Below are 24,958 nucleotides of genomic sequence, written 5' to 3'. Positions count from 1 at the left end.
AGGCGCCTGCTGTCGGGCGGGCCGTCGGCGACACACCGTCGGCGCCTGTTCTCCGCCCTCGTGCGAAAGACCGAGAAATGCCCGCACCAGCCACCAGCCCAGCCCCGGCGCCCGCCAACTCGCGGTCCCGTGTCCTCGTCGCGAGCCTCATCGGCACGACGATCGAGTTCTACGACTTCTACATCTACGCGACCGCCGCCGTCCTGGTCTTCCCCGCGCTCTTCTTCCCGAACAGCGACCCGACCACCGCGCTGCTGTCGTCCTTCGCGGTGTTCGGCGCCGCCATGGTCGCCCGTCCGATCGGCGCCGTCGTCTTCGGACACCTCGGCGACCGGCTCGGCCGCAAGGGCACACTGGTGGCCTCGCTCCTCACCATGGGCATCGCCACGTTCCTCATCGGCGTGCTGCCCACCTATGAGCAGGCCGGCTGGGTCGCCACCGCGCTGCTGGTGCTGATGCGGCTCGCCCAGGGCTTCGCGCTGGGCGGTGAGTGGAGCGGCGCCGCACTGGTCGCCACGGAGAACGCCCCGAAGAACAAGCGCGCTCTCTACGGCACGTTCCCGCAGCTGGGTGCCCCGCTCGGCTTCATCATCGGCAACGGCCTCTTCCTGATCATCGGCGCGCTGCTGCCGTCCGCCGCGGGCGCCGACCCGTCGCAGCCCTCCGAGGCCTTCCTGAGCTGGGGCTGGCGCATTCCGTTCCTGTTCTCGGCCGTGATGGTCGTGATCGGCCTGTGGGTGCGGATGCGCCTGGTCGAGGCGCCGGTCTTCGCCAAGACCCGCGAGGCCGGGCTGGTGCGGAAGCTGCCGCTGGCCACCGTCTTCCGCAGCCACTGGAGGCAGCTGGTCCTCGGCACCTTCTTCATGCTGGCCACGTACGTGCTCTTCTACCTGATGACCACGTTCTCGCTGAGCTACGGCCGCACCGCGACGGACGCCGCCGTGCCCGGTCTGGGGTACAGCTACACCACCTTCGTCCTGATGATGATCTTCGGGGTGCTGTTCTTCGCCGCGTTCACCCTGATCTCCGGCCCGCTCGCCGACAAGTACGGCCGCCGCGCCACCCTGATCTGGGTCACCGCCGCGATCCTGGTCTTCGGTCTGGTCTGGGTGCCGCTGATCGGCCTCGGCACGCTCGGCGTGGTGCTGTGGCTGGTGCTCGGCTTCACGCTGATGGGCATGACCTTCGGCCCGATGGGCGCGCTCCTGCCGGAGCTGTTCCCGACGAGCGTGCGCTACACCGGCTCCGGCATCTCGTACAACGTCAGCTCGATCCTCGGCGCGGCCGTCGCCCCGTTCATCGCGGTGGCGCTGTGGGAGGCCGCCGACGGCTCGCCGTGGCTGGTCGGCGTCTACCTCTCCGCGATGGCACTGCTGACCCTGGTCTCACTGCTGATCGGCAAGGAGACGAAGGACACCGCCCTCGACGAGGGCGAGACCCCCGCCACCGCCGACGCCGTCGGCCGGGACGAGGCCCTCGCCCCCACCGCGGCGCCCTGAACCGTCCGGACCGCCCGGCGTCCCACCGCGGCCCCCTTCTCCTCAGCACAGAGGAGAAGGGGGCCGCGGTGTCTTCTGTGCGGGCGCCGTCGGACGGGGCCGTGGGCGCACGAAAAAGGGCCACGACCATAAGGTCGAGGCCCTTGCATCCGCATCTTCACTGCGAGTGTCCGAGGGGGGACTTGAACCCCCACGCCCGATAAAGGGCACTAGCACCTCAAGCTAGCGCGTCTGCCATTCCGCCACCCGGACCAGGTGTGTGCCGCCTTGTCAGGGGCGTTCCCCTCGGCGACGTGGACAACCATACCAAGGTTTCGCAGTGCCTTTCACCTGCGTTTCCGTGCCCTGGGCAGGGGTCTTAGCCCTGCCCGGGGCACGGGGATCGTCAGGGCATGAGGTGGTACTCCGGGAAGTTGCCGGGCAGCCGCTCCCCCGCCGGACCCTGCGTCACGGCGCGGACCAGCAGCTCGCCGCCGACGAAGGCGCCGCGCCAGGAGGCGCCGAACCCGCCGAACAGTTCGTCCCGGTCACCGCGGGAGCGCGGGGTGCCGTGTCCGACCTTGAAGGCGCGGATCTGCGGGGCGAGTCGGTCGTAGGTGGCCCGGTCGTCCGTGGACAGCGTGGCCACCAGCGCGCCGTTGGACGCGTTCATGGCGGCCAGCAGTTCCGCCTCGGTGTCGACCAGGACGATCGTGTCGACCGGCCCGAACGGCTCCGCGTGGTACAGCGGCGACGACGGGGGCGGGCCCAGCAGCGTGACGGGCTGGACGTACGCCGAGGTGTCCTGGCCGGGCAGGAAGCGGGCGTCCGCCTCGTCGCCGTGGTGCAGCGGTACGGCTCCGCGGTCGACGGCCTCGGTGACCTGGTCGCGCAGTTCCTTCGCCTTGGCCGCGTTGATCACCGGTCCGAAGTCCAGCCGCGGGCAGGGGTCGTCGGGGTGCTCCACGGCGAGCGGGTGGCCGATCCTGAGCGTGCGCACCGCGGGGAGGTACGCGGCCAGGAACTCGTCGAACAGCTGTCGCTGGACGACGAAGCGCGGATACGCCGTGCAGCGCTGCTTGCCGTAGTCGAAGAGCTTGGGGACGACCGCCGCGAGCGCGTCCCAGTCCGAGTGGTTCCAGATGCCCCAGGTGTTGAGCCCTTCCTGTTCAAGGATGTGCCGCTTGCCGAGGTCGGCGACGGCCGTGGCCACCGCCGCGCCGGTGTCGCGACCGCCGACGAAGGAGACGCAGCCGATCTCGGGCGCCCGCAGCAGGGCCTCCGACAGCTCGCCCCCGCTGCCGCTGACGAGAGTGACGGGGATCCCCTCGCGGGCGGCGAGCGCCGAGGCCAGGGTCAGACAGGCGACCCCGCCGTCGGTCGGGGTCTTGGCGATGACCGCGTTGCCCGCCAGTGCCTGGACCAGCATGGCGTGGACGAGCACGCTCATCGGGTAGTTCCAGCTCGCGATGTTGGACACCGGCCCGTCCAGCGGGGCCCGGCCGGCGACCATGGCGTCGATGCCGTCGACGTACCAGCGCACACCGTCGATGGCCCGGTCGACGTCCGCCTGGGCGAGCCGCCAGGGTTTGCCGATCTCCCAGACGAGGAGGAGGGCGAGCAGTTCCCGGTGTTCGGTGAGGGCGTCCAGGGTGGCGGCGACGCGGGCGCGGCGTTCCGGCAGCGGGACGTGCCGCCAGGCGCGGTGCTGGTCGAGCGCGGCGCGCACGGAGTCCTGGGCGGTGGCCCGGTCCAGGCGCGGCGGGCCGACGACGGGGCTGCCGTCGACGGGGCTGACGGCGGGCAGCGTGCTGCCGTCGGTCTGCCAGACGGCGTTCCAGAGGTTGAGGACGCGGTCGTCCCGGAAGGCCTCGGGGGCGACGGCGAGGCAGCGTTGCCAGGCGTCGGTCCAGGAGGTGCCGGCTTTGAGGGTGAGGGTGGGTGTGGTGGATGCCATGCGGTTCGCTCCGCTCTCGGTGCACAGGCGAGAGGAGGGGGCCCGTGGGGCCGCCCTCGGCTGGGGTTCGCTCTGGGTCACCGTCCCGCTTCGAGGACGGCGAGTACGTGTCGTGCCGTTTCCGTGGGTGTGCCACCCACCCGGACGCCGACGGCTTCCAGGGCGTCCTGCTTCGCCTGAGCCGTGCCCGAGGAGCCGGAGACGATCGCGCCCGCATGGCCCATGGTACGGCCCTCCGGTGCGGTGAAGCCCGCGATGTAGGCGACGACCGGCTTGGTGACGTGCTCGCCGATGTAGGCGGCCGCGCGTTCCTCGGCGTCGCCGCCGATCTCGCCGATGAGGACGACGATGTCGGTGTCGGGGTCGTCCTGGAAGGCGGCGAGGCAGTCGATGTGGGTGGTGCCGACGACGGGGTCGCCGCCGATGCCGACGCAGGTCGAGAAGCCGATGTCCCGCAGCTCGTACATGAGCTGGTAGGTGAGCGTGCCGGACTTGGAGACCAGTCCGATGCGGCCCGGCTTGGTGATGTCGGCCGGGATGATGCCGGCGTTGGACTGTCCGGGGGTGATCAGGCCGGGGCAGTTGGGGCCGATGACCCGGGTGCCCTTCTGCCGTGCGTACGCGGTGAAGGCGACGGAGTCGTGGACGGGGATGCCCTCGGTGATGACGACGGCCAGGCCGATGCCGGCGTCGGCCGCCTCCATGACGGCGGCCTTGGCGTGGGCGGGCGGTACGAAGACGACCGTGACGTCGGCTCCGGTCGCCCGCATGCCGTCGGCGACCGATCCGAAGACCGGGACGACACGCTCGTCGAAGTCGACGGTTCGGCCGGCCTTTCGGGGGTTGACTCCGCCGACGACGTTCGTGCCGGCCGCGAGCATCCGCCGGGTGTGCTTCATTCCCTCGCCGCCGGTCATGCCCTGGACGAGGACCTTGCTCTCCTTGGTGAGGTGGATCGCCATGTTCCGTCTCCTCAGGTTGTGGTGGCGAGTCGGGCCGCGCGGCCCGCGGCGCCGTCCATCGTGGTGGCCTGTTCGACCAGCGGGTGGGCGCGCTCGTCGAGGATGGCGCGGCCCCGGGCCGCGTTGTTGCCGTCGAGGCGTACGACGAGCGGTTTGGTCAGCCGGACGGTGTCCAGGGCGCGGACGATGCCGTCGGCCACCGCGTCGCAGGCGGTGATGCCGCCGAAGACGTTGACGAAGACGGATTTCACGGCCGGGTCGGAGAGGATGACGGACAGTCCGTCCGACATGATCTGCGCCGACGCCCCGCCGCCGATGTCGAGGAAGTTGGCGGGGCGGGCTCCGCAGCCGGCGACGACGTCGAGGGTCGACATGACCAGGCCGGCGCCGTTGCCGATGATGCCGACCTCGCCGTCCAGTTTGACGTAGTTGAGGCCCTTGGCCGCCGCGGCTGCCTCCAGCGGGTCGTCGTGGGCCGAGTCCTCCGCTCCCCACCGGGCCTGCCGGAAGCGGGCGTTGTCGTCGAGGGTGACCTTTCCGTCGAGGGCCATGATCCGTCCGTCGCGCGTGCGGACGAGCGGGTTGACCTCGACGAGCAGGGCGTCCTCGCGGACGAGGACCTCCCAGAGCCGGACGAGGACGTCGACGGTCTGCGGCGGGAGGCCCGCCGCTTCGGCGATGCGGGCCGCGGTCGCCGAGGTGACGCCCTCGGCGGGGTCGACGGGGATGCGTGCGACGGCCTCGGGGCGGGTGGCGGCGACCTCCTCGATGTCCATGCCGCCCTCGGCGGAGGCGATGGCGAGGAAGCGGCCGGCGGCGCGGTCGAGGACGTAGGAGACGTAGAACTCGTCCTCGATCTCCACGGGCTGGGCCAGCATGACCTTGCCGACCGTGTGTCCCTTGATGTCCATGCCGAGGATCTGGCGTGCCGTCAGTTCGGCGGCGGCCGGGTCGGCGGCGATCTTCACTCCGCCCGCCTTGCCGCGTCCGCCGGTCTTGACCTGTGCCTTGACGACGACGCGGCCGCCGAGCCGGCGGGCGATCGCGCGGGCTTCCTTGGGCGCGTCGGTGACCTCGGCCTTCGGCACCACGATGCCGTGTTCCTCGAAGAGTTGCCTTGCCTGGTGTTCGTACAGGTCCATCTCGGCTCCTGTCTGCGAAGTCGCCGGAAGGTCGCTGGGAGAAGCCGGAATCCGGCGTGGGAAAAGTGCCGCACACCCCCTGGACACCACTCATGGGATGCGGGATAACAAGCTTCATACAGTATTCGTCGACTGTATGCAATGTACTGCGAGAGCGGTGCGCGAGCAGTACGCGAGAGCGTTCCCACCCCCTATGAAGGGACAGGACTTCGCCATGCCCGACGACACACAGGACCTGATCTCCGGCGGTCACCTCGTCGCCAAGGCCCTCAAGGCCGAGGGCGTCGACCGCATCTACACGCTGTGCGGCGGCCACATCATCGACATCTACGACGGTTGCGTGGACGAGGGCATCGAGGTCGTCGACGTACGTCACGAACAAGTGGCCGCGCACGCGGCCGACGGCTACGCACGGATCACCGGCAAGCCCGGCTGCGCGGTCGTCACCGCGGGCCCCGGCACCACCGACGCCGTCACCGGCGTCGCCAACGCCTTCCGCGCCGAGTCGCCGATGCTGCTGATCGGCGGTCAGGGAGCCCTGACCCAGCACAAGATGGGGTCCCTGCAGGACCTGCCGCACGTCGACATGATGAATCCCATCACCAAGTTCGCGGCGACCGTGCCGGACACGGCACGCGCGGCGGACATGGTGTCGATGGCCTACCGCGAGTGCTACCACGGCGCGCCCGGCCCCTCCTTCCTGGAGATCCCGCGCGACGTACTGGACGCCAAGGTCCCGGCGTCCACGGCACGCGTACCGCGGCAGGGCGCCTACCGCGCCTCGACGCGCTCGGCCGGCGACCCCGAGGCCGTCGAGAAGCTCGCCGACCTGCTGACGCACGCCGAGAAGCCGGCGATCCTGCTCGGCAGCCAGGTGTGGACCACCCGGGGCACCGAGGCGGCCACCGAACTCGTCCGCACCCTGAACATCCCCGCCTACATGAACGGCGCGGGACGCGGCACCCTGCCGCCCGGTGACCCGCACCACTTCCAGCTGTCGCGCCGGTACGCCTTCTCCAACGCCGACGTCATCGTGATCGTCGGCACGCCCTTCGACTTCCGCATGGGCTACGGCAAGCGGCTGTCGCCGACCGCGACCGTCGTGCAGATCGACCTCGACTACCGCACCGTCGGCAAGAACCGCGACATCGACCTCGGCATCGTCGGCGACGCGGGGCTGGTGCTGAAGTCGGTGACCGAGGCGGTGTCCGGAAGGATCAACGGCGGTGCCTCCAGGCGCAAGGAGTGGCTGGACGAGCTACGCGCGGCCGAGCAGACCGCGCTGGAGAAGCGGCTGCCGCAGCTCAGGTCGGACGCCTCGCCCATCCACCCCTACCGGCTGGTCAGCGAGATCAACGACTTCCTCACCGAGGACTCGATCTACATCGGGGACGGCGGCGACATCGTCACCTTCTCCGGGCAGGTCGTCCAGCCCAAGTCGCCCGGCCACTGGATGGACCCTGGCCCGCTGGGCACCCTCGGCGTCGGTGTCCCCTTCGTGCTCGCGGCCAAGCAGGCGCGGCCCGACAAGGAGGTCGTCGCCCTCTTCGGCGACGGCGCCTTCTCCCTGACCGGCTGGGACTTCGAGACCCTCGTCCGCTACGACCTGCCCTTCGTCGGCATCGTCGGCAACAACTCCTCGATGAACCAGATCCGTTACGGCCAGGCCGCCAAGTACGGCAAGGAGCGGGACCGGGTCGGCAACACCCTCGGCGACGTCCAGTACGACAAGTTCGCGCAGATGCTGGGCGGTCACGGCGAGGAGGTCCGCGACCCCGCCGACATCGGCCCCGCGCTGCGCCGGGCCCGCGAGTCGGGCAAGCCGTCCCTGATCAACGTCTGGGTGGACCCGGACGCGTACGCCCCCGGAACCATGAACCAGACGATGTACAAGTGAGGTGCACGCCCATGACCGCCAAGGCACTTGACGGCATCCGCGTCCTGGACATGACGCACGTCCAGTCCGGGCCCTCCGCGACCCAGTTGCTGGCCTGGCTCGGCGCGGACGTCGTCAAACTGGAGGCTCCGACCGGGGACATCACGCGCAAACAGCTGCGCGACCTCCCGGACGTCGACTCCCTCTACTTCACGATGCTCAACTGCAACAAGCGGAGCATCACCCTCAACACCAAGACCGAGCGCGGCAAGGAGATCCTCACCGAGCTGATCCGGCGCTCGGACGTCATGGTCGAGAACTTCGGACCGGGCGCCGTCGACCGGATGGGCTTCACCTGGGACCGCGTCAAGGAGATCAATCCACGGATCGTCTACGCCTCCATCAAGGGGTTCGGCGAGGGCCCGTACACCGACTTCAAGGCGTACGAGGTCGTCGCGCAGGCCATGGGCGGGTCGATGTCGACCACCGGTTTCGAGGACGGACCGCCGCTGGCGACGGGGGCCCAGATCGGGGACTCGGGCACGGGCATCCACGTGGTGGCGGGCATCCTCGCCGCGCTGTTCCAGCGGGAGCACACCGGGCGCGGGCAGCGGGTGAACGTGGCCATGCAGCACGCGGTGCTCAACCTCTGCCGGGTGAAGCTGCGCGACCAGCAGCGCCTGACCCACGGCCCGCTCGCCGAATATCCCAACGAGGACTTCGGCGACGAGGTTCCCCGGTCCGGAAACGCCTCCGGCGGCGGGCAGCCCGGCTGGGCGGTCAAGTGCGCGCCGGGCGGACCGAACGACTACGTGTACGTCATCGTGCAGCCCGTCGGCTGGAAGCCGATCAGCGAACTGATCGGCCGGCCGGAGCTGGCGGAGGACCCCGACTGGGCGACGCCCCAGGCGCGGCTGCCCAGGCTGGGCAAGATGTTCCAGCTGATCGAGGAATGGTCCTCGACGCTGCCCAAGTGGGAGGTGCTGGAGCGGCTGAACGCGCACAACATCCCGTGCGGGCCGATCCTGTCCACCAAGGAGATCATCGAGGACCCCTCGCTGGCCGCGAACGAGATGGTCGTCACCGTCCCGCACCCCGAGCGCGGCGAGTTCGTCACCGTCGGCAGCCCGCTGAAGCTCTCCGACTCCCCCGTCGACGTGGTCGCCTCCCCGCTGCTCGGCGAGCACAACGAAGAGGTCTTCGTCGGCGAACTCGGGATCGGCGACGAGGAACTGCGTCTGCTCAAGTCGAACGGAGTGATCTGAGTGATGGCCGAGGACCGCACGCTCCGGGTGCGCGCGCTGCTCGACGCGGTGCGCGCCGACGGGCGCACCGCCCTCACCGCGCCCGAGGGCAAGGTGCTGGCGGACGCGTACGGGATCGCCGTACCGGGTGAGGAGCTGGCGACGGACGTCGAGGAGGCCGTGGCGTACGCGGCGCGGTTCGGCGGGCCCGTCGTGATGAAGATCGTCTCACCGGACATCCTGCACAAGACCGACGCCGGCGGTGTGATCGTCGGTGTGGAGGGCGCGGCCGATGTACGGGCGGCGTTCTGCCGGATCGTGGAGAACGCGCGCGCCTACGACCCCGCCGCCCGGATCGACGGTGTGCAGGTGCAGGAGCTGCTGCCGCAGGGGCAGGAGGTCATCGTCGGCGCGGTCACGGATCCGACGTTCGGGAAGGTGGTGGCGTTCGGGCTCGGCGGGGTGCTCGTCGAGGTGCTCAAGGACGTCACCTTCCGGCTCGCGCCGGTGGAGGCCGACGAGGCGCTGTCCATGCTGGACTCGATCCGGTCGGCGGAGATCCTGCGCGGGGTGCGCGGCCAGGAGGGCGTGGACCGGTGGGCGGTCGCCGAGCAGATCCGCCGGGTGTCTCAACTCGTCGCGGACTTCCCGGAGATCGCCGAGGTGGACCTCAACCCGGTGATCGCCACCCCGGACGGGGCCGTCGCCGCGGACATCCGCGTGATCCTGTCCACCGAGACGCCCAGGGAGCGCCGCCAGTACTCGCGCGAGGAGATCCTGACCTCGATGCGGCGGCTGATGCAGCCGCGTTCGGTGGCCGTGATCGGCGCCTCCAACGAGGCGGGCAAGATCGGCAACTCGGTGATGCGCAATCTGGTCGACGGCGGTTTCGCCGGGGAGATCCATCCGGTGAACCCCAAGGCCGATGACATTCTGGGCCGCAAGGCGTACAAGAGTGTCACGGACGTCCCCGGTGAGGTGGATGTGGCGGTCTTCGCGATCCCCGCCAAGTTCGTGGCCGCGGCGCTGGAGGAGGTGGGACGCAAGAAGATCCCGAACGCCGTCCTCATCCCCTCCGGGTTCGCCGAGACCGGTGAGCACGAACTCCAGGACGAGATCGTGGCGATCGCCGAGCGGCACGGCGTCCGACTGCTCGGGCCCAACATCTACGGCTACTACTCGACCTGGCAGGACCTGTGCGCCACGTTCTGCACGCCGTACGACGTCAAGGGCGGGGTCGCGCTGACCTCGCAGTCGGGCGGCATCGGGATGGCCATCCTGGGCTTCGCCCGCACCACCAGGACGGGTGTGTCGGCGATCGTCGGGCTGGGCAACAAGTCGGACCTGGACGAGGACGACCTGCTGACCTGGTTCGGGGAGGACCCGCGCACCGACTGCATCGCCATGCACCTGGAGGACCTCAAGGACGGGCGGGCGTTCGTGCGGGCCGCGCGGGAGACCGTGCCGAAGAAGCCGGTCGTGGTGCTGAAGGCGGGGCGTACGGCGGCGGGCGCGAAGGCCGCGGGCTCGCACACCGGCGCCCTGGCGGGTGACGACGCCGTGTACGACGACATCCTGCGGCAGGCCGGTGTGATCCGCGCGCCGGGTCTGAACGACATGCTCGAGTACGCGCGCGCGTTGCCGGTGCTGCCCACCCCGAAGGGCGACAACGTCGTGATCATCACGGGGGCGGGCGGCAGCGGGGTGCTGCTGTCGGACGCGGTGACGGACAACGGGCTGTCGCTGATGGAGATCCCGCCGGACCTGGACGCGGCGTTCCGGACGTTCATCCCGCCGTTCGGGGCGGCCGGCAACCCGGTGGACATCACCGGGGGCGAGCCGCCGTCGACGTACGAGGCGACGATCCGGCTGGGTCTCGAGGACCCGCGCATCCACGCGCTGGTCCTCGGTTACTGGCACACGATCGTCACACCTCCCATGGTGTTCGCCGAGCTCACCGCGCGGGTGGTGGCCGAGTTCCGCGAACGGGGCGTCGAGAAGCCGGTGGTGGCGTCGCTCGCGGGTGATGTGGAGGTCGAGGAGGCGTGCCAGTACCTCTTCGAGCGGGGGGTCGTGGCGTACCCGTACACGACCGAGCAGCCGGTGGCCGTGCTCGGCGCGAAGTACCGCTGGGCGCGTGCGGCGGGGTTGTTGGGGGGCGGTTCATGAGATGAGTGAGAAGGGGGCCGGCCGACGGTGCGCGTCGGCCGGCCCCCGGGACCCGAACGCGCACGAAAGGCATTGGACAGGGGGCGCTGGCCAGAACTTTCGACGCAAGGGGTGCAACACGACATGACAACGACCGATCTACCTGCTTCGGTTCCCTACCGGGAGGTGGCGGACGCGAACGGACGCGTCTACCGCCTCGGTGAGACCGACGTCGACATCATGGGCCGCACACGCAAGTGGATGGTCATCCTGCCGTGGGTCGGCATGATGGGCATCAGCTCGGCGGAGTACGCGTTCGCGTCCGCCGAGGACACCCTGCACACGGCTCACTCGTGGAGCAGCGCGCACATCTTCTGGATGCTGGGGGTCTGGGTCTTCTTCCAGGCGGCGGTGGCCTTCCCGGCGGGCAAGCTGCGGGAGAGCGGCCGGCTGCCGGCCCGCTGGGCGATGATGTGCGGCGCGGTGGGCACCCTGCTGGGCTATCTCTCGCTCGCCTACGCACCGCATGTGATCGTCGCGTATCTCGGCTTCGGCATGTTCAGCGGTATGGGCGCAGGCATGGTGTACGCGACCTGCGTGAACATGGTCGCCAAGTGGTATCCGGAGCGCAAGGGCGGCAAGACCGGCTTCGTGAACGGCGGTTTCGCCTACGGTTCGGTGCCGTTCGTCTTCATCTTCACCGGTTTCATGGACCTCACCAACTTCCGGTGGGTGCTGGTCTCCGTGGGTGTGTTCCTGGCCGGTGTGGTGGCGGTGTCCGGCTACTTCTTCAAGGACCCGCCGAAGAACTGGTGGCCGGCCGACATCGATCCGCTGAAGAAGCCGACCGACGCGCGCACCCGGCGCGCGCTGGAGAAGAACCCGCCGGCCGTGCACCAGTACACCCCCATGGAGGCGTGGCGGACCGGCCGGGTGGCGCTGATGTGGTTCTGCCTGCTGTGCACGTCGGGCGTGAACATCTTCGGCATCGCCTTCCAGGTGCCCTTCGGTAACGAAGCGGGCTTCGCCGGAGGCATCGTGGCGACCGCCATGTCCCTGAAGGCGATCGTCAACGGCACCGGCCGCGGGGTCATCGGCTGGCTCTCCGACCGGTACGGCCGCAAGCAGTGCCTGATCTTCGTCTGCATCGTCCTCGGACTGTCCCAGTACGGCATCCTGTTCTCCGGGAACATCGGGAACCTGCCGCTGTTCCTGCTGTTCTCGTCCATCTCCGGCTTCGGCGGCGGTGCCATCTTCCCGATGTTCGCGGCGATGACCGCCGACTACTTCGGTGAGAACAACAACGCCTCCAACTACGGCCTGGTGTACTCCTCGAAGCTGGTCTCCGGTCTGCTCGGGTCCGGTATGGGTGCCGTCGTGGTGGGCGCTTGGGACTACGCGGGCGCGTTCATCCTCGCCGGTTCGATCTCCCTGTTCGCCGGTGTCGTGGCCCTGTTCCTGCACCCCCCGGGGCGGCCGAAGGCCCGCATCATCCCGAACCCGCAGCCGCTCGGTGACGAGACTGCGTGAGGACGTGAGGACGTACCGGTCCTGCGTCGCATGACAAGAGAGGGGCCCTCCCCGGGGTGGGGAGGGCCCCTCTCTTGTCATGCGACGGTCAGCACCGCTTCTCCCTCAGGGAGTGCAGGTGTGCGCTGGAGCGGCGGGCGAAGGCGAACGACTCCTGCGGGTTGTCGTGCTCCGCCTGCCAGTGGTGGGCGAGGCGCTCACCGCGCAGCCGGGTCACGGCGGAGAGGAAACGCCGATAGTCGATGTCGCCGTCGCCGACGTCGACCATCCGGTATCCGTGCTCGACGCCCGGGTCGCTGACGCCGTCCTTGACGTGGAACAGCGGGAAGCGGTCGGGCTGCCTGAGGACGTAGTCCAGGGGCTCGAAGGGCGCGGGCCTGCCGTCGGGCCGCTCGGAGAAGCGGAACTGGCCCACGTACGCCCAGTAGATGTCCATCTCCAGGTAGACGAGGTCGGGGTCGGTCTCGGCGAGCAGGACGTCGTAGAGCCGCACCTTGGGATTGTCGGAGGCGAAGGAGAACTCCTCGGAGTGGTTGTGCTGGTAGAACTTCATGCCGCGCTTCTTCGCCGCCGCGCCGTAGGTGTTGAACTCCTCGGCGGCCCGCTTCCACGCGTCGACGGTGGAGCCGTAGCGGAACGGCCCGGAGGCAGTGCCGATGTGCTTCAGACCGAGGGCCTGGGCGTCGTCGAGGACCTTCTCGAGGTTCTGGGCGAAGGTGTAGGCGTTCGGGTCGCTCGAGTAGTAGCCGACGTGGCTGCCGATCGGGTTCAGGCCGTGGCTGTGCGCCAGCCGCTTGAGCTGCTTCAGGGTGATGGGGCCGGCCGAACCCTGGGTGTATCCGGCGAACTCGACCTCGTCGTAGCCGTACTTCTCCAGTTCGGCGAAGACGGGTCCGAAGCCGAGCGTGGAGACCTTGTCGCGCAGGCTGTAGAGCTGGATCCCGAGCCGGCCGGGCGGCAGGACGGGACGACCGCGGCCCCGGTCGCGGTCGCGGGACGCGGTGTCGGCACCCGCCGCCGCGGTGTCCGCCGCCGCGGGGGTCGCGGCGGCGCCGAGCAGGGCGGCGGCGGTGGCGCCGGCGGCCACGCCGAGCATGCCCCGTCTGCTGAGGCGGTGGGTGAGTTCGGGATCGGGCTGGGACATGCGGCTCATGCCTGGAACTCCTCGGTGTCGGAAGGCGTTGTCAGTCGTGAGTGCTTCACTTGTGACCGGTCGCGGAAGGGGTGGCGGCCGGCCGCTGGGGGGCCGGTCCGTCGAGACCGGCCAGTCGGAGCAGCAGTGACTTCACATCGGTGGCCGCCACGCGGTCGCCGACAGCACGGGGGGTGGAGCAGATGAGGAGCGGACCGTCGTCGTCGCTCGCCGGGAGGCGGCCGTGGCTGCCCCGAACAGGTGACGGGTCCAGGGGCACGACCGCCATCCGGTAGCGCATGCCGAGTTTCTTGCGCGCCAGCGCGGTGGCCGCCTTGACCTTGACGTACGGGTCGAGGGGATCCATGAAGAGTTCGACCGGGTCGTAGCCGGGCTTGCGGTGGATCTCGACGAGCTGCGCGAAGTCGGGCGCGCGGTCGTCGTCGAGCCAGTAGTAGTACGTGAACCAGGCGTCGGGTTCGGCGACGGCGACCAGTTCACCGGCGCGCGGGTGGTCGAGGTGGTGCGCCTTCTTGCCCTCGTCGTCGAGGAGTTGCTCGATCCCGGGGAGCCCTTCGAGGGCGGCCCGGGTGGCGTCGAGGTCCTCGGGGCGGCGCACGTAGACATGGGCGATCTGGTGGTCGGCGACCGCGAAGGCGCGCGACGCCATCGGGTCGAGGTACTCCATGCCGTCCTGCGTGTGCACCTCCAGCAGACCCGCGCGGCGCAGGGCGCGGTTGATGTCCACGGTCCGGTTCACGCGGGTGATGCCGTACTCGGACAGCGCGACGACGGTGCGCCCCTCGGCGCGGGCGTCGTCCAGGAGCGGGGCCAGGGCGGCGTCCAGGTCGGCGGCGGCTTTCAGGGAGCGCGGGTCGTCGGGGCCGAAGCGCTGCAGGTCGTAGTCGAGGTGAGGGAGGTAGCACAGGGTCAGGTCGGGGTGGCGGGTGCGGTTGATGTGGCGGGTCGCGTCGATGATCCACCGGCTGGAGACGAGGTCCGCGCCGGGGCCCCAGAAGTGGAAGAGCGGGAAGGTGCCGAGTTCCTCGGTGAGTTCGTCGTGCAGGGCCGGGGGCCGGGTGTAGCAGTCGGGTTCCTTGCGGCCGTCGGCGTAGTAGACCGGGCGGGGGGTGACGGTGATGTCGGTGTCGGCGCCCATGGCGTACCACCAGCAGATGTTGGCGACGGTGTAGCCGGGGTGGGCGCGGCGGGCGGCGTCCCAGAGTTTGTCCCCGGCGACGAGACCGTTGTGCTGGCGCCACAGCAGTACGTCGCCGAGTTCGCGGAAGTACCAGCCGTTGCCGACGATGCCGTGCTCGGAGGGGAGGGTGCCGGTGAGGAAGGTGGACTGGGCGGCGCAGGTGACGGCGGGCAGGACGGTGCCGAGCGGGGCCCGGGAGCCGGACCGGCCGAGGGCCTTGAGGTGGGGCATGTGGTCGAGGAGGCGGGGGGTGAGACCCACGACGTCGAGGACGAGGAGGGGGGTGGGGTCGCTCAAGGGAGTTCCTTCAGGCCTAGGTCTGTCAGCAGGTCGCGGGCGAGGGTGAGTTCGGCGGCGATGCCGTCGGCGAGCTGGGCGCGGCCCCGGGGCCGCAGCTCGGGTGGGAGGGCCTGCCAGGTGTAGGTCTCGACCTCGAGGTGGCGGGTGAGCGGGTGCGGGCCGCCGACGAGCCGGGTCAGGGCGGATTTCAGCACGGGCAGCGTGGAGGTGAGGGGCGCGGTGGGGGCCGCGTGCAGCGGGACGTGGAAGTGGGCGCGCCAGGGTGCCGCGTCGGGCAGGGTGTCGCCAGTCAGGGCCTCGTCGAGGTCGTCGGTGCCGCGCAGCCCGGCGGTGGTGACCGTGCGGGTCTGGTGCAGAAAGCGGGGCTCGGCGAAGGCGCGCAGGGCCTCGCGGACCTCGGGCAGATGGGGCTGTTCGGCGTGCAGTGCGGCGGAGAGCTGGGACTTGACCACGGGGACGCCGGCCCGGGTGAGATCGTCCAGGGCGGTGTGCGGGTCTTCGAAGGAGGTGGCGAGGTGGCAGGTGTCGACACAGATGCCGATGCGGTCGTGGTCGATCGCGGTGAGCGGTTCGATGGCGTCGTGGGTGGTTTCGACGACGCAGCCGGGTTCCGGCTCCAGGGCGATGCGGATGGAGCGCCCGGTCAGCTCCTGGAGCGCGTCGAGGCGTTCGGCGAGGGTGCGCAGGGCGGTGCGGGCCGTCCGGGCTCGCTGCTCGTCGTGGGCGGTGCGCCATGCGAGGGGAAGAGTGGAGATGCTGCCGTCGGGGACGTCGTCGGGGAGCAGTCCGGCGAGCAGACGGGCCAGCGAGGTGGTGTACTCCAGGCGCTCGGAATCGGCCCAGTCCGGCTTGTAGACGCGGTACTTGACCTCCTCGGCGCCGAAGCCCTCGTAGGGGAAGCCGTTGAGGGTGACGACCTCGAGGCCGCGCCGGTCGAGTTCGCAGCGCAGGCCGCGCAGGGCGGACGGGTCGGTGACCAGGGCGTGGGCGGCGTCCTTGGCGAGCCACAGGCCGATGCCGAGCCTGTCCCGGCCGAGACGGCGCCGGACGGGCTCGCAGTGGTCCCGCAGCTGGGCGAGGACGCCGTCGAGGGTCTCGGCGGGGTGGACGTTGGTGCAGTAGGCCAGGTGGACGGTGGAGCCGTCGGGGTGGCGGAAGCGCATGGCTCACGCCTCCGCGGCAAAGGCGCCGGCGGCCCGCGCGGGCTCGTCCCTGGGCGCGCCGCGCAGGATGGAGTTGCCCTCGTGGGTGGCCCCGGTGGCGGTGACGTCGAGGTTGAGTCGGCCGCTGAGTCCGTAGAAGGCGACGGGGTTGCGCCACAGCACCCGGTCGACGTCGTCCTCGGTGAAGCCCTCGGCGAGCATCAGGTCGGCGACCTTGCGGGTCTTGAGCGGGTCGCTCTTTCCCCAGTCGGCCGCGGAGTTGACCAGGACCCGCTCGGGGCCGTGGGCGCGCAGGATCGCGACCATCCGCTCCTCGTCCATCTTGGTGTCGGGATAGACGGAGAAGCCCAGCCAGCAGCCGCTGTCCTTGGCCTCCTTGACGGTGGTCTCGTTGAGGTGGTCCATCAGGACCCGGTCCGTGGGCAGCGCGGACTCCCGGACGACGTCGAGCGTGCGGCGCAGACCGGCGAGCTTGTCGCGGTGCGGGGTGTGCACCATCGCGGGCAGACCGTGGTCGGCCGCGAGCTGGAGCTGGGCGGCGAGCGCGGTGTCCTCGGCGGGGGTCATGGAGTCGTAGCCGATCTCGCCGACGGCGACGACGTTGTCCTTGACGAGATACCGGGGCAGCAGGTCGAGGACGGGCGTGCAGCGCGGGTCGTTGGCCTCCTTGGGGTTGAGGGCGAGGGTGCAGTGGTGGGCGATGCCGTACTGGGCGGCCCGGAAGGGTTCCCAGCCGAGGAGGGCGTCGAAGTAGTCGAGGAAGGAGGCCGGCGAGGTGCGGGGCTGGCCGAGCCAGAAGGCGGGCTCGACGACGGCGCGGACACCCGCCGCGTACATGGCCTCGTAGTCGTCGGTGGTCCGCGAGGTCATGTGGATGTGGGGGTCGAAGAGGCGCATCAGGACTCCTTGCCGTGGGGGCCGTGGGGGCCGTGGGGGCCGTGGGGGCCGTCCGTGGCGGGCGTCGGGGTGGCGGACTCGGGTCGGATCAGGGCCTGTACGCGGTGCAGGTCCTCCGGGACGGGGCGGCCCGCGGCGGTGCGCTCGTCGGCGTAGTCGCCGAGCATGCGGGCGAGTTCGCCGTCGCCCCGGGCGCGCCGGGGCAGGTCCGCCACCCGGTCCACGCCGACGCCGGTGAACAGGCACTTCAGTACGGCGTGCCGCCAGGCGTGGGCGTCGAGGTGCCGGGCGCAGTACGGGCCGACGGCGGCGGAGACGAGCCGGGTGTCGTTGGTGCGCAGCGCGTCCTCGACGAGCGGGCGGGCCTCGGGGCCGGGCACGAGGTGGGGCAGGGCGTGCAGGACGGCCCGGCGCTCGTCGGCGGTGCCCTGGTGGTAGACCCGGGTCAGCGCCTCGAGGTCGGCGCGGGCCGCGTGCAGGATCAGGACGCGGGCGGCGTCGGCGTGGGCAAGGCCGCAGCGGCGGCCGGCCTCGGCCAGGCGCAGTTCCCAGACGGAGATGGGCCCGCGGCCGCCGGGGCGGCCGGCCGCCTCTTCGAGGGCCCGGTCGAGCCAGGCGCGGGCGGCTCCGCCGAGCTCGGCGGTGAGGGCGGCGCGCAGGTCTGCGGGCGGGACGTGGGCGGGGGTGGTACCCGGGGGTTCCTGCCCGGCGGGGGTGCCGTCCGCGTCCTGGGGGTCGGAGGGGACGTGGGTGGCGTGTGGCTGCGTCATGGGGGGTGGCTCCCTTCAGTGGGTGGCGGAGGGCTCGCCCGAGCGGTTCGTGAGGGGGGACGCCGCCGCGGCCCGGCGGAGGAACGGGAGGGAGCGTTCGGCGAAGTGGGGCCCCGCGTGGGAGTGGCGGGGCAGTTCGACGACGGTCAGGCCCTGGTAGCCGGTGGCGGCGAGGGCCGCGAGGACGGGCGGGAAGTCGATCTCGCCGTCCCCGAGGGGCAGGTGTTCGTGGACGCCGCGGCGCATGTCCTCGATCTGGACGTGGCGCAGCCAGGGGGCGGCGTCGCGTACGCAGTCGGCGGGCGGGAGGGGTTCGAGGCACTGGCAGTGGCCGAGGTCCAGGGTGAGGCCGAGGGGTTCGGGGTCGCCGAGCGTGCGGCGCAGGTGGTGGAAGTCGGCGAGGGTGGCTAGGAGGTGGCCGGGTTCGGGTTCGACGGCGAGCGGGACGCCGGCGGTGGCGGCGGCGTCCAGGACGGGGGTGAGGGTGTCGGCGAGGCGTTTCCAGGCGGTGTCCTCGGCCGTGCCGTCGGGGACGGTGCCGCTGAAGCAGTGCACGGCGTGCGCGCCGAGGTCGGCGGCGACCCGGACCGCCCTCAGGAGGAGGTCGACGCGGCGGGCGCGGTCGTCCGGGTCGGGGTCCAGCAGCGACGGGCCGTGCTTGCGGCGGGGGTCGAGCACATAGCGGGCGCCGGTCTCCACGGTGACGCCGAGCCCGAGCGCGTCCAGCCGGTGCGCGACCCGGCGGGTGCGGGCGGCGAGGTCCGGGGCGAGCGGGTCGAGGTGCATGTGGTCGAGGGTCAGTCCGACCCCGTCGTAGCCGAGGTCGGCGAGGAGGGCGAGGGCGTCGTCGAGGCGGAGGTCGGCGAGGCCGTTGGTGCCGTAGCCGAAGCGGAGAGGGGACGGAGGGACGCCGTTCGGGTTCCGGCTCACGTGATGCTCACCTTCCTCATGGCGGACCTCCTCGCGAACATCCGGCCGGCCGGGGCCAGGGCCGCGACGAGCAGGGAGGTGGCGGCCGAGCCGGAGCGGGCGGCGAGCGCGGCCTGGAGCGGGATCGTGGCCCGGATGCCGCCGCCGACGGCGCGTTGGGTCAGCGGGGGTGAGGGGTTGAGCGTGGCGTGGAGGTAGGGCCGGGCGGCCGTGGCGGCGTAGACGGCGCCCAGGGCGGTGGCGAGGGCGCCGGTGGTCCAAGGCGGGCGCCCGGCCGGGCTGGAGCCCAGCAGGCCGGGGGCGGCTGCTGCCCGCCGGCCTGCCGGGAGTCGGGTGCGGCGAGTGACCAGTCGCGTCAGCGCCCCCGTCGTCGCGAGGGCCGCCAGCGGGGCCAGGACCGAACCGCCGGTGGTCTCCCGGCGGGAGACCACCGTGACCGCGAGGGTGTGCGTGCCGAGCAACGCGGCGGAGGGCAGCGCGGCCCGGGTGCCGCCGCCGGTGGCGGCCGCGCCCAGGAGCAGGTCCAGTCCGCGGGCGGCGGCCATGGCCGCAGGACCGGCGGGCGTGTGCTTCAGCGCGAGGTCGTAGGCCCAGACGGTCGCCGCCAGGGGCGCGGCCACCGCGAGGGCGGGGCGTCCCGCACCGGCGGCGAGCGCCAGTCCGGCGCCGGTGAGGGCACCGGCGGCGGTGAGGGCGGCGGCCGGGTGGATGCGGCCGGAGGGAAGCGGGCGGTGCGGGCGTTCCACGGCGTCCTCGGCGCGGTCCGCCCAGTCGTTCAGGGCCATGCCGGCCTCGTACAGGCACAGGGAGGAGCCGATGGCGAGCAGAGTGCGGGGTCCGGGGCGTGCGCCGGTCGCCGCCGCGCCGGCCAGGGCGTCGCCGGGGACGGTGAACAGCGCGGGCAGGCGCAGCAGTTCGGCCCAGGCACCCGCGCGGCCGGAGCGGGGGCGGGAGGTGCGGGGCGCGGGGCCGGGGAGTGGCGTGGCGGCGTCCCCGGGGGTGGGGCCGTCCGCCGCCGTCGACCCGGCCGGCGCGGGCGTGTCCCGCGCCGGGGCGGCCGCGCGGCTCATCGCCGCACCCCGTGCTCGTCGGCGCCGTCCCGCAGCCGTCCGGCGAAGCGTCTCAGCTCCGCGTACTGCTCGGCCAGCGCGGAGGGGCCGTCCCCCACCGGGTCCTTGAAGTAGAAGCCCAGTTCGCTCAGCGGACCGGACAAACCCTTCTCCCGGGCGCGGACGAGCAGCCGGGCCAGGTCGAGGACGAGCGGTGCGGCGAGCGCCGAGTCGCAGCCCTGCCAGGTGGTCTGCAGGACCATGCGGGCGCCGAGGAAGCCGTCGAAGGCGATGTGGTCCCAGGCCGTCTTCCAGTCGCCGAGCGCGGGTACGTCGTCGATGTGGACCTCGCCCTCGGGGGTGGTGCCGAGGGTGTCGGCGAGGACGCGGTCCTTGCCGGCGTTCTTGGCGGCGGCGGCCGCGGGGTCGGCGAGGGCGGCACCGTCGCCGCCGCCCAGGAGGTTGGTGCCGGACCAGGCGCGCACGGCGAGGGCGCGCTGCAGGAACATCGGGCCGAGCACGGAGCGCAGCAGGGTCTGCCCGGTCTTGCCGTCGCGGCCCGCGTACGGCAGACCCGAGGACTCGGCGAGCGGAGCCAGCGCCGGGTGGTGCAGGCCCGTGGAGGGGGTGAAGTTGACGTAGGGGCAGCCGGCGCGCAGGGCGGCCGCCGCGTAGCGGGAGCTCGGCGGCAGGGAGCCGTCGGCGGGAGCGGGCTCGGTGGAGGCGACGTTCACCACGACGGCGCCCGTGAGGCCCTGGCGGTGCACGAAGTCGCGGATGTCGGCCGCGAACACGTCGATCAGTTCGTCGTCCTGGCGGCCCGAACCGCCGTCCGTGTCACCGGGCAGGGGGCCGCCGGGTCTGATCTCCCGGTCGGCGGCGACGAGTTCGGCGTGCACGGCGGAGGGCAGGCCGTGTGGCAGGACGCCGCCGGCGGCGAGGTGTTCGGCACGTTTGGGCAGTGGGCAGTCGACGGTGTCGTGGCCGCCGAAGACGAGGGACGACAGCGGCGGCAGGCCGCACGAGGTGAAGTCGGGTGTCTCGGTGACCATGCCGGTCGGCGGATGGAGTCCGGCGGCGACGGCGGCGCAGCCCGCGATCGCGGTCGTGGCCACGGATCCGCGCGCCCCGATGAGCCAGACGCCGAAGCGCGGGGCCGGGGAAGGGGTGGGGACGGGGGTGGGGAGGGACGGTTCGGCGGACATGGGCAGCCTCCTTGTCGTACGCGAACCGGGTGTGAACGCCGGAAGCGGACCCGTGGGGGCCCAGCGGGGTGCCGGGCGCGGGGCCCGGCCGGACGGCGGGCGGAGGTCCGGCGTCCTCCACCCGCCGCCGTTCCGGTAGCCCTTAGGAGGGCAGCTCCTTCAGCTGGATGTTGCGGAAGGAGACCTGGTCGTCGGCCCCGTGGTTCTGGAGGCCGATGTGGCCGTCGGTCAGGCTCCGCTCGGGGTCCTTGTTGGTGAAGTCGTTGATCTTGACTCCGTTGAGGAACACCTGGAGCCGTTCGCCCTGGACCTTGATCTCGTAGGAGTTCCACTGGCCGGGCGGACGCAGGACCTGGTCACGGGCCTTGATGTTCGCCGACTGGAACGAGTAGACGGAACCCGTGGTGCGGTCGGGCGCGTCCGTGGCGTCGATCTGGATCTCGTAGCCCTTGTTCACCGCGGACCAGGGGTCGTCGGAGGCCGGGAAGCCCACGAAGACACCGGAGTTGTCGTCGCCCCGCATCTTCCAGTCGAGCTTGAGGGAGTACGACCTCAGCTCCTTGGCCTGGTACCAGAGCAGCCCCATGCCGCCCTCGGACTCCATGGTGCCGTCCTTGACGTTGAACTTGCCGGGGCCGGCCTGCTTCCAGCCGTCCAGGGTCTGGCCGTTGAAGATCTTCCGGTAGTCCTTGCTCGGCTTGCAGTCCGCCTTGACCTGGCCGGTGGCGTACTGCAGACCGCCGAGCAGATGGGCGCGGAAGGCCTCCTCGGCATAGGACTCCTTGGTGTGGCCGCCGCCGGTGTAGAAGGAGCGGCCACCGCCGTAGCTCTGGCACCAGGCGATCGGGTGGTCGCCCTTCATGGTGCCGCCCTGGTACGTCGTCTCGTCGAGGGTGGCGAGGACCTTGGCCTGCTCACGCGGATTGGTGCGGTAGTTGTACCACTCGTCGGTGCGCTCCCAGGCGTCGTCCAGGTGCGCGGTGGACGGGTGGTCGTGGTCCTCGACGCGCACGGTGGCCTTCTGGATGGCCGGGTGCGAGTCGAAGTACGCGCCGACGAGACCGCCGTAGAACTCCCAGTCGTACTCGGTGTCGGCGGCGGCGTGGATGCCCAGGTAACCGCCGCCGTTCTTGACGTAGTCCTCGAACGCCTTCTGCTGGGCGGCGTTCAGCACGTCACCGGTGGTGGACAGGAAGGCCACCGCGTCGTACTTGGCGAGGTTGGCCGTGGTGAACTGTCCGGCCTCCTCGGTCGCGTCGACCGTGACGCCGGCCGGGGCGCCGAGTTCCTTGAGCGCGGCGATGCCGGCCGGGATCGAGTCGTGCCGGAAGCCGGCCGTCCTGGAGAAGACCAGGACCTTCTTGCCGGCCTTGAACGGCTCGGTGGAGAACTCGAAGTCGTCCACGTCGTACAGCGCGCCGTCGCCGCCCCGGAAGACCAGGTAGATCTCCGTGGTGCGCTTCGGCAGCGAACGCAGCGGCACGTCGACGTTCTGGAACGTCTCCCAGCCGCCGGTCGGCGGGATGTACGCCGAGCCGTGCAGCTTGCCGTCGGGCGAGCCGGTGCGCAGCTCGATGAAGCCGCCGGCGCCGCCGGAGGAGGCCCGCACGGTCATCTTCTTCTGCCCGTCGAACCGGTAGGGGCTGAAGGAGATCCAGTCGCCGTCGTGGACGTCTCCGACGGTCTTGCCGCCGTTGGCGGCGGTCTTGTCGAAGGTCTTCACGCCCGACTGGGCGGTGAAGTGCTCGGCCTGGCGGTGCAGCGGCTGGAGCACGGTGCGGGCGGTGCCGGTCAGGGCCTCCTGGCCGTTGGCCCCGCCGTCGGTGTAATCGGCGCCGACGACACCGTAGATGTTGGCGTTGGGGTCGTGACCGCCGTCACCGGGGGGCGGGTTGAGGGTGCCCTCGCAGCCCGTCTCGCTGGTCAGTTCGTGGGCGTGGGAGTCGTGGCCGAGGCTGTAGACGACCTTGACCTTGGAGCAGTCGACCTTCTCCTCGGGGTCGGTGACGGTCACCTTGAACGGAACGGGCTCGCCGAAGGCTGCCAGACTGCCGTTGCCCGGGACGTCGATCGTCACCGTGGGCTCGGTGTTGCCGACCACGATCCGGACGCTGGCGTTGCCGGTGTTGCCCTCGGGGTCCTTCGCGGTGAAGGTCGCGGTGTAGGTGCCGACCTTCTTGTACTTGTGGGTGGGCTTGAGCCCCTCACCCTTGGTGCCGTCGCCGAAGTCCCAGCCGTAGGTGAGGTCCGGGGAGTCGGCGTCCTTGGCGGAGGCGGTGAAGGCGACCTTGAGGCCGGCCGCGCCGGACGTCCTGTCGGCACTCACCTCGGCGATCGGGGAGAAGCCGTCCTGGGCGTTCTCGATCCGGTACAGCGCGGAGTTTTCGTCGCCCTTGAACCAGGAGAGGCCGTAGTCCAGGACGTAGAGCGCGCCGTCGGGGCCGAACTCCATGTCCATGATCTGGGTGCCGGTCCACGGGAAGTCGTTGATCTTCGCGACGGAGCCGTCGGGTCCGTCTTCGGTCTGCTCGATCCGCTTGATCCAGCGGCGGCCGAACTCACCCGCGAAGAAGTCGCCGTCGTACGCCTCGGGGAACTTCACCTTGGAGTCGAGGTCCGGGTCGTAGCGGTAGACCGGGCCGGCCATCGGTGACTCGGAGCCGCTGCCGAACTCGGGCACGGAGCCGCCGTCGTACGGGATCCAGGCGGGCTGGGCGGGCGGCAGGTCGGTGAGACCGGTGTTGTGCGGCGAGGTGTTCTTCGGGGCGTCGCAGTCGAACTTCTCGCCGGAGGTCTTGGTGGCGAAGTCGTAGTCGACGTAGGCGTCGTTGTCGCCGGTGCAGAACGGCCAGCCGAAGTTGGCGGCCTCGGTGACCTTGGCGAACTCGACCTGGCCCGCCGGGCCCCGCTTCGGGTCGGCGACGCCGGCGTCGGGGCCGTAGTCGCCGACGTAGACGGTGCCGGTCTTCTCGTCGACACTGATCCGGAACGGGTTGCGGAAGCCCATCGCGTAGATCTCGGGGCGGGTCTTCTCGGTGCCGGGGGCGAAGAGGTTGCCCTCCGGGACGGTGTACGAGCCGTCCTCGGCGACCTTGATGCGGAGGATCTTGCCGCGCAGGTCGTTGGTGTTGCCGGAGCTGCGGCGGGCGTCGAAGGCGGGGTTGCGGCCGGGCCGTTCGTCGATCGGCGTGAAGCCGTCGGAGGCGAAGGGGTTGGTGTCGTCGCCGGTGGACAGGTAGAGGTTGCCCTCGGCGTCGAAGTCGATGTCCCCGCCGACGTGGCAGCAGGTGCCGCGGGAGGCCTCGACGTCCAGGACCTTCTTCTCGCTGGCCATGTCCAGCGTGCCGTTGGAATTGAGGACGAACCGGGAGAGGCGGTTGACGCCGTCGAACTTCGCGAAGTCCTCGGCGGTGCCGGTCTCCGGGGCGTCGCCCGCGGGGGTGTCGAGCGGCGGGGCGTAGTAGAGGTAGACCGCCCGGTTGTTCTCGAAGTCCGGGTCGATGCCGACGCCCTGCAGGCCCTCCTCGTCATGGCTGTAGACGGGGATCCTGCCGGCGACCTTGGTGACGCCGCCCTGGTCTGTGAGGCGCAGTGTGCCGTCGCGCGAGGTGTGCAGGACGCTGCGGTCCGGGAGCACGGCGAGCGACATCGGCTCGCCCGTCTCGGGCTCGCCCTTGGCGAGCGGCACCTGCTGGAACTGTCCCTCGGCGGCCGCCGGTTCGTCGTGCTCCGGGTGGCCGGGGTGGGCGCCGGCGACGGTCGCCGGGGTGCCCACGGCCAGCATCAGGCCGGTGAACAGGGCGAGGGTGGTGCGAAGTCTGGGGCGCCTCGTGGTGTGGGTGGGTTTGAGTCTGCTTCTGTGCACGAAGTCCCTCCGGGAACGGGGTGGGGCCGTACGGAACAGGTGCGAAGACGTGCGGTGCGTGCGGATGCCGGGGTGCGCCGTCACCCCGGAGGCGTGGGTGTCCTGAACA

Annotated in this window: 17 protein-coding genes and 1 tRNA gene; 5 read left to right on the top strand and 13 right to left on the bottom strand. The window is 71.3% G+C overall.

What is annotated here, in order from left to right; all coding sequences use genetic code 11:
• The first annotated feature begins 77 nt into the window (after positions 1-77).
• Positions 78-1,499 (top strand): MFS transporter, encoded by a 1,422-nt coding sequence (locus ACVW19_RS29335; RefSeq protein ID WP_457463144.1) that lies wholly within the window; start codon positions 78-80, stop codon positions 1,497-1,499.
• A gap of 167 nt (positions 1,500-1,666) precedes the next feature.
• Here ACVW19_RS29335 and ACVW19_RS29330 read toward each other — a convergent pair.
• The 4 genes from ACVW19_RS29330 to sucC all read right to left on the bottom strand — a co-directional run bounded on the left by ACVW19_RS29330 (position 1,667) and on the right by sucC (position 5,539).
• Positions 1,667-1,751: transfer RNA gene (locus ACVW19_RS29330), tRNA-Leu, on the bottom strand.
• A 133-nt stretch (positions 1,752-1,884) separates the two neighbouring features.
• A complete protein-coding gene (locus tag ACVW19_RS29325) occupies positions 1,885-3,435 on the bottom strand; it encodes an aldehyde dehydrogenase family protein (RefSeq protein ID WP_457463142.1) in 1,551 nt (516 codons plus the stop codon).
• 77 nt (positions 3,436-3,512) lie between these two features.
• On the bottom strand, positions 3,513-4,397 hold the full coding sequence (gene sucD / locus ACVW19_RS29320) for a succinate--CoA ligase subunit alpha (RefSeq protein ID WP_457463140.1): 885 nt from the start codon (positions 4,395-4,397) through the stop codon (positions 3,513-3,515).
• Positions 4,398-4,408: 11 nt separating this feature from the next.
• A complete protein-coding gene (gene sucC / locus ACVW19_RS29315; protein WP_457463138.1) occupies positions 4,409-5,539 on the bottom strand; it encodes an ADP-forming succinate--CoA ligase subunit beta in 1,131 nt (376 codons plus the stop codon).
• 214 nt (positions 5,540-5,753) lie between these two features.
• Here sucC and ACVW19_RS29310 point away from each other — a divergent pair, with 214 nt between their 5' ends.
• The 4 genes from ACVW19_RS29310 (at position 5,754) to ACVW19_RS29295 (ending at position 12,337) form a co-directional block, all read left to right on the top strand.
• A complete protein-coding gene (locus ACVW19_RS29310) occupies positions 5,754-7,436 on the top strand; it encodes a thiamine pyrophosphate-binding protein (protein WP_457463137.1) in 1,683 nt (560 codons plus the stop codon).
• Between the two features lie 11 nt (positions 7,437-7,447).
• Positions 7,448-8,680 (top strand): formyl-CoA transferase, encoded by a 1,233-nt coding sequence (gene frc, locus ACVW19_RS29305; RefSeq protein ID WP_457463136.1) that lies wholly within the window; start codon positions 7,448-7,450, stop codon positions 8,678-8,680.
• A 3-nt stretch (positions 8,681-8,683) separates the two neighbouring features.
• A complete protein-coding gene (locus tag ACVW19_RS29300; protein ID WP_457463134.1) occupies positions 8,684-10,828 on the top strand; it encodes an acetate--CoA ligase family protein in 2,145 nt (714 codons plus the stop codon).
• 123 nt (positions 10,829-10,951) lie between these two features.
• On the top strand, positions 10,952-12,337 hold the full coding sequence (locus ACVW19_RS29295; protein ID WP_457463133.1) for an OFA family MFS transporter: 1,386 nt from the start codon (positions 10,952-10,954) through the stop codon (positions 12,335-12,337).
• An 88-nt stretch (positions 12,338-12,425) separates the two neighbouring features.
• On the opposite strand, the gene ACVW19_RS29290 is transcribed toward ACVW19_RS29295, so the two are convergent.
• The 9 genes from ACVW19_RS29290 to ACVW19_RS29250 form a co-directional block, all read right to left on the bottom strand.
• Positions 12,426-13,490 (bottom strand): sugar phosphate isomerase/epimerase family protein, encoded by a 1,065-nt coding sequence (locus ACVW19_RS29290; RefSeq protein ID WP_457463132.1) that lies wholly within the window; start codon positions 13,488-13,490, stop codon positions 12,426-12,428.
• A gap of 46 nt (positions 13,491-13,536) precedes the next feature.
• Positions 13,537-14,967 carry an alkaline phosphatase family protein gene (locus ACVW19_RS29285; RefSeq protein WP_457463130.1) on the bottom strand — a complete coding sequence of 477 codons (1,431 nt, stop codon included), beginning with the start codon at positions 14,965-14,967 and terminating at the stop codon, positions 13,537-13,539.
• A complete protein-coding gene (gene eboE / locus ACVW19_RS29280; protein ID WP_457463129.1) occupies positions 14,964-16,133 on the bottom strand; it encodes a metabolite traffic protein EboE in 1,170 nt (389 codons plus the stop codon). The genes ACVW19_RS29285 and eboE overlap by 4 nt, the downstream gene beginning before the upstream one ends.
• 3 nt (positions 16,134-16,136) lie before the next feature.
• Positions 16,137-17,030, bottom strand: coding sequence for a TatD family hydrolase (locus tag ACVW19_RS29275; protein ID WP_457463127.1), 894 nt, complete (start codon positions 17,028-17,030; stop codon positions 16,137-16,139).
• Positions 17,030-17,800: an EboA domain-containing protein gene (locus ACVW19_RS29270; protein WP_457463125.1), complete on the bottom strand. Its 771-nt coding sequence runs from the start codon at positions 17,798-17,800 to the stop codon at positions 17,030-17,032. Before ACVW19_RS29270 ends, ACVW19_RS29275 begins: the two co-directional genes overlap by 1 nt.
• Before the next feature lie 15 nt (positions 17,801-17,815).
• Positions 17,816-18,730, bottom strand: a complete 915-nt coding sequence (locus ACVW19_RS29265; protein WP_457463124.1) for a sugar phosphate isomerase/epimerase family protein — start codon at positions 18,728-18,730, stop codon at positions 17,816-17,818.
• Positions 18,727-19,800, bottom strand: coding sequence for an SCO3242 family prenyltransferase (locus ACVW19_RS29260; RefSeq protein WP_457463122.1), 1,074 nt, complete (start codon positions 19,798-19,800; stop codon positions 18,727-18,729). The genes ACVW19_RS29265 and ACVW19_RS29260 overlap by 4 nt, the downstream gene beginning before the upstream one ends.
• Positions 19,797-20,984 (bottom strand): inositol-3-phosphate synthase, encoded by a 1,188-nt coding sequence (locus ACVW19_RS29255; protein WP_457463120.1) that lies wholly within the window; start codon positions 20,982-20,984, stop codon positions 19,797-19,799. The genes ACVW19_RS29260 and ACVW19_RS29255 overlap by 4 nt, the downstream gene beginning before the upstream one ends.
• 142 nt (positions 20,985-21,126) lie before the next feature.
• Positions 21,127-24,849, bottom strand: a complete 3,723-nt coding sequence (locus ACVW19_RS29250; protein WP_457463118.1) for a ThuA domain-containing protein — start codon at positions 24,847-24,849, stop codon at positions 21,127-21,129.
• Positions 24,850-24,958 lie beyond the last annotated feature (109 nt).

The sequence above is a fragment of the Streptomyces sp. TE5632 genome (genome assembly GCF_054061295.1).
This window is presented reverse-complemented; position numbering and strand designations above follow the sequence as displayed.

What these genes read in the sequence shown, in the direction of transcription:
- ACVW19_RS29325 (WP_457463142.1), bottom strand. Translation starts at nt 3,435, where the DNA reads ATGGCATCCACCACACCCACCCTCACCCTCAAAGCCGGCACCTCCTGG.
- ACVW19_RS29300 (WP_457463134.1), top strand. Translation starts at nt 8,684, where the DNA reads ATGGCCGAGGACCGCACGCTCCGGGTGCGCGCGCTGCTCGACGCGGTG.
- frc (WP_457463136.1), top strand. Translation starts at nt 7,448, where the DNA reads ATGACCGCCAAGGCACTTGACGGCATCCGCGTCCTGGACATGACGCAC.
- ACVW19_RS29335 (WP_457463144.1), top strand. Translation starts at nt 78, where the DNA reads ATGCCCGCACCAGCCACCAGCCCAGCCCCGGCGCCCGCCAACTCGCGG.
- ACVW19_RS29310 (WP_457463137.1), top strand. Translation starts at nt 5,754, where the DNA reads ATGCCCGACGACACACAGGACCTGATCTCCGGCGGTCACCTCGTCGCC.
- ACVW19_RS29290 (WP_457463132.1), bottom strand. Translation starts at nt 13,490, where the DNA reads ATGAGCCGCATGTCCCAGCCCGATCCCGAACTCACCCACCGCCTCAGC.
- ACVW19_RS29275 (WP_457463127.1), bottom strand. Translation starts at nt 17,030, where the DNA reads ATGCGCCTCTTCGACCCCCACATCCACATGACCTCGCGGACCACCGAC.
- eboE (WP_457463129.1), bottom strand. Translation starts at nt 16,133, where the DNA reads ATGCGCTTCCGCCACCCCGACGGCTCCACCGTCCACCTGGCCTACTGC.
- ACVW19_RS29255 (WP_457463120.1), bottom strand. Translation starts at nt 20,984, where the DNA reads ATGTCCGCCGAACCGTCCCTCCCCACCCCCGTCCCCACCCCTTCCCCG.
- ACVW19_RS29295 (WP_457463133.1), top strand. Translation starts at nt 10,952, where the DNA reads ATGACAACGACCGATCTACCTGCTTCGGTTCCCTACCGGGAGGTGGCG.
- ACVW19_RS29260 (WP_457463122.1), bottom strand. Translation starts at nt 19,800, where the DNA reads ATGAGCCGCGCGGCCGCCCCGGCGCGGGACACGCCCGCGCCGGCCGGG.
- ACVW19_RS29270 (WP_457463125.1), bottom strand. Translation starts at nt 17,800, where the DNA reads ATGACGCAGCCACACGCCACCCACGTCCCCTCCGACCCCCAGGACGCG.
- sucD (WP_457463140.1), bottom strand. Translation starts at nt 4,397, where the DNA reads ATGGCGATCCACCTCACCAAGGAGAGCAAGGTCCTCGTCCAGGGCATG.
- sucC (WP_457463138.1), bottom strand. Translation starts at nt 5,539, where the DNA reads ATGGACCTGTACGAACACCAGGCAAGGCAACTCTTCGAGGAACACGGC.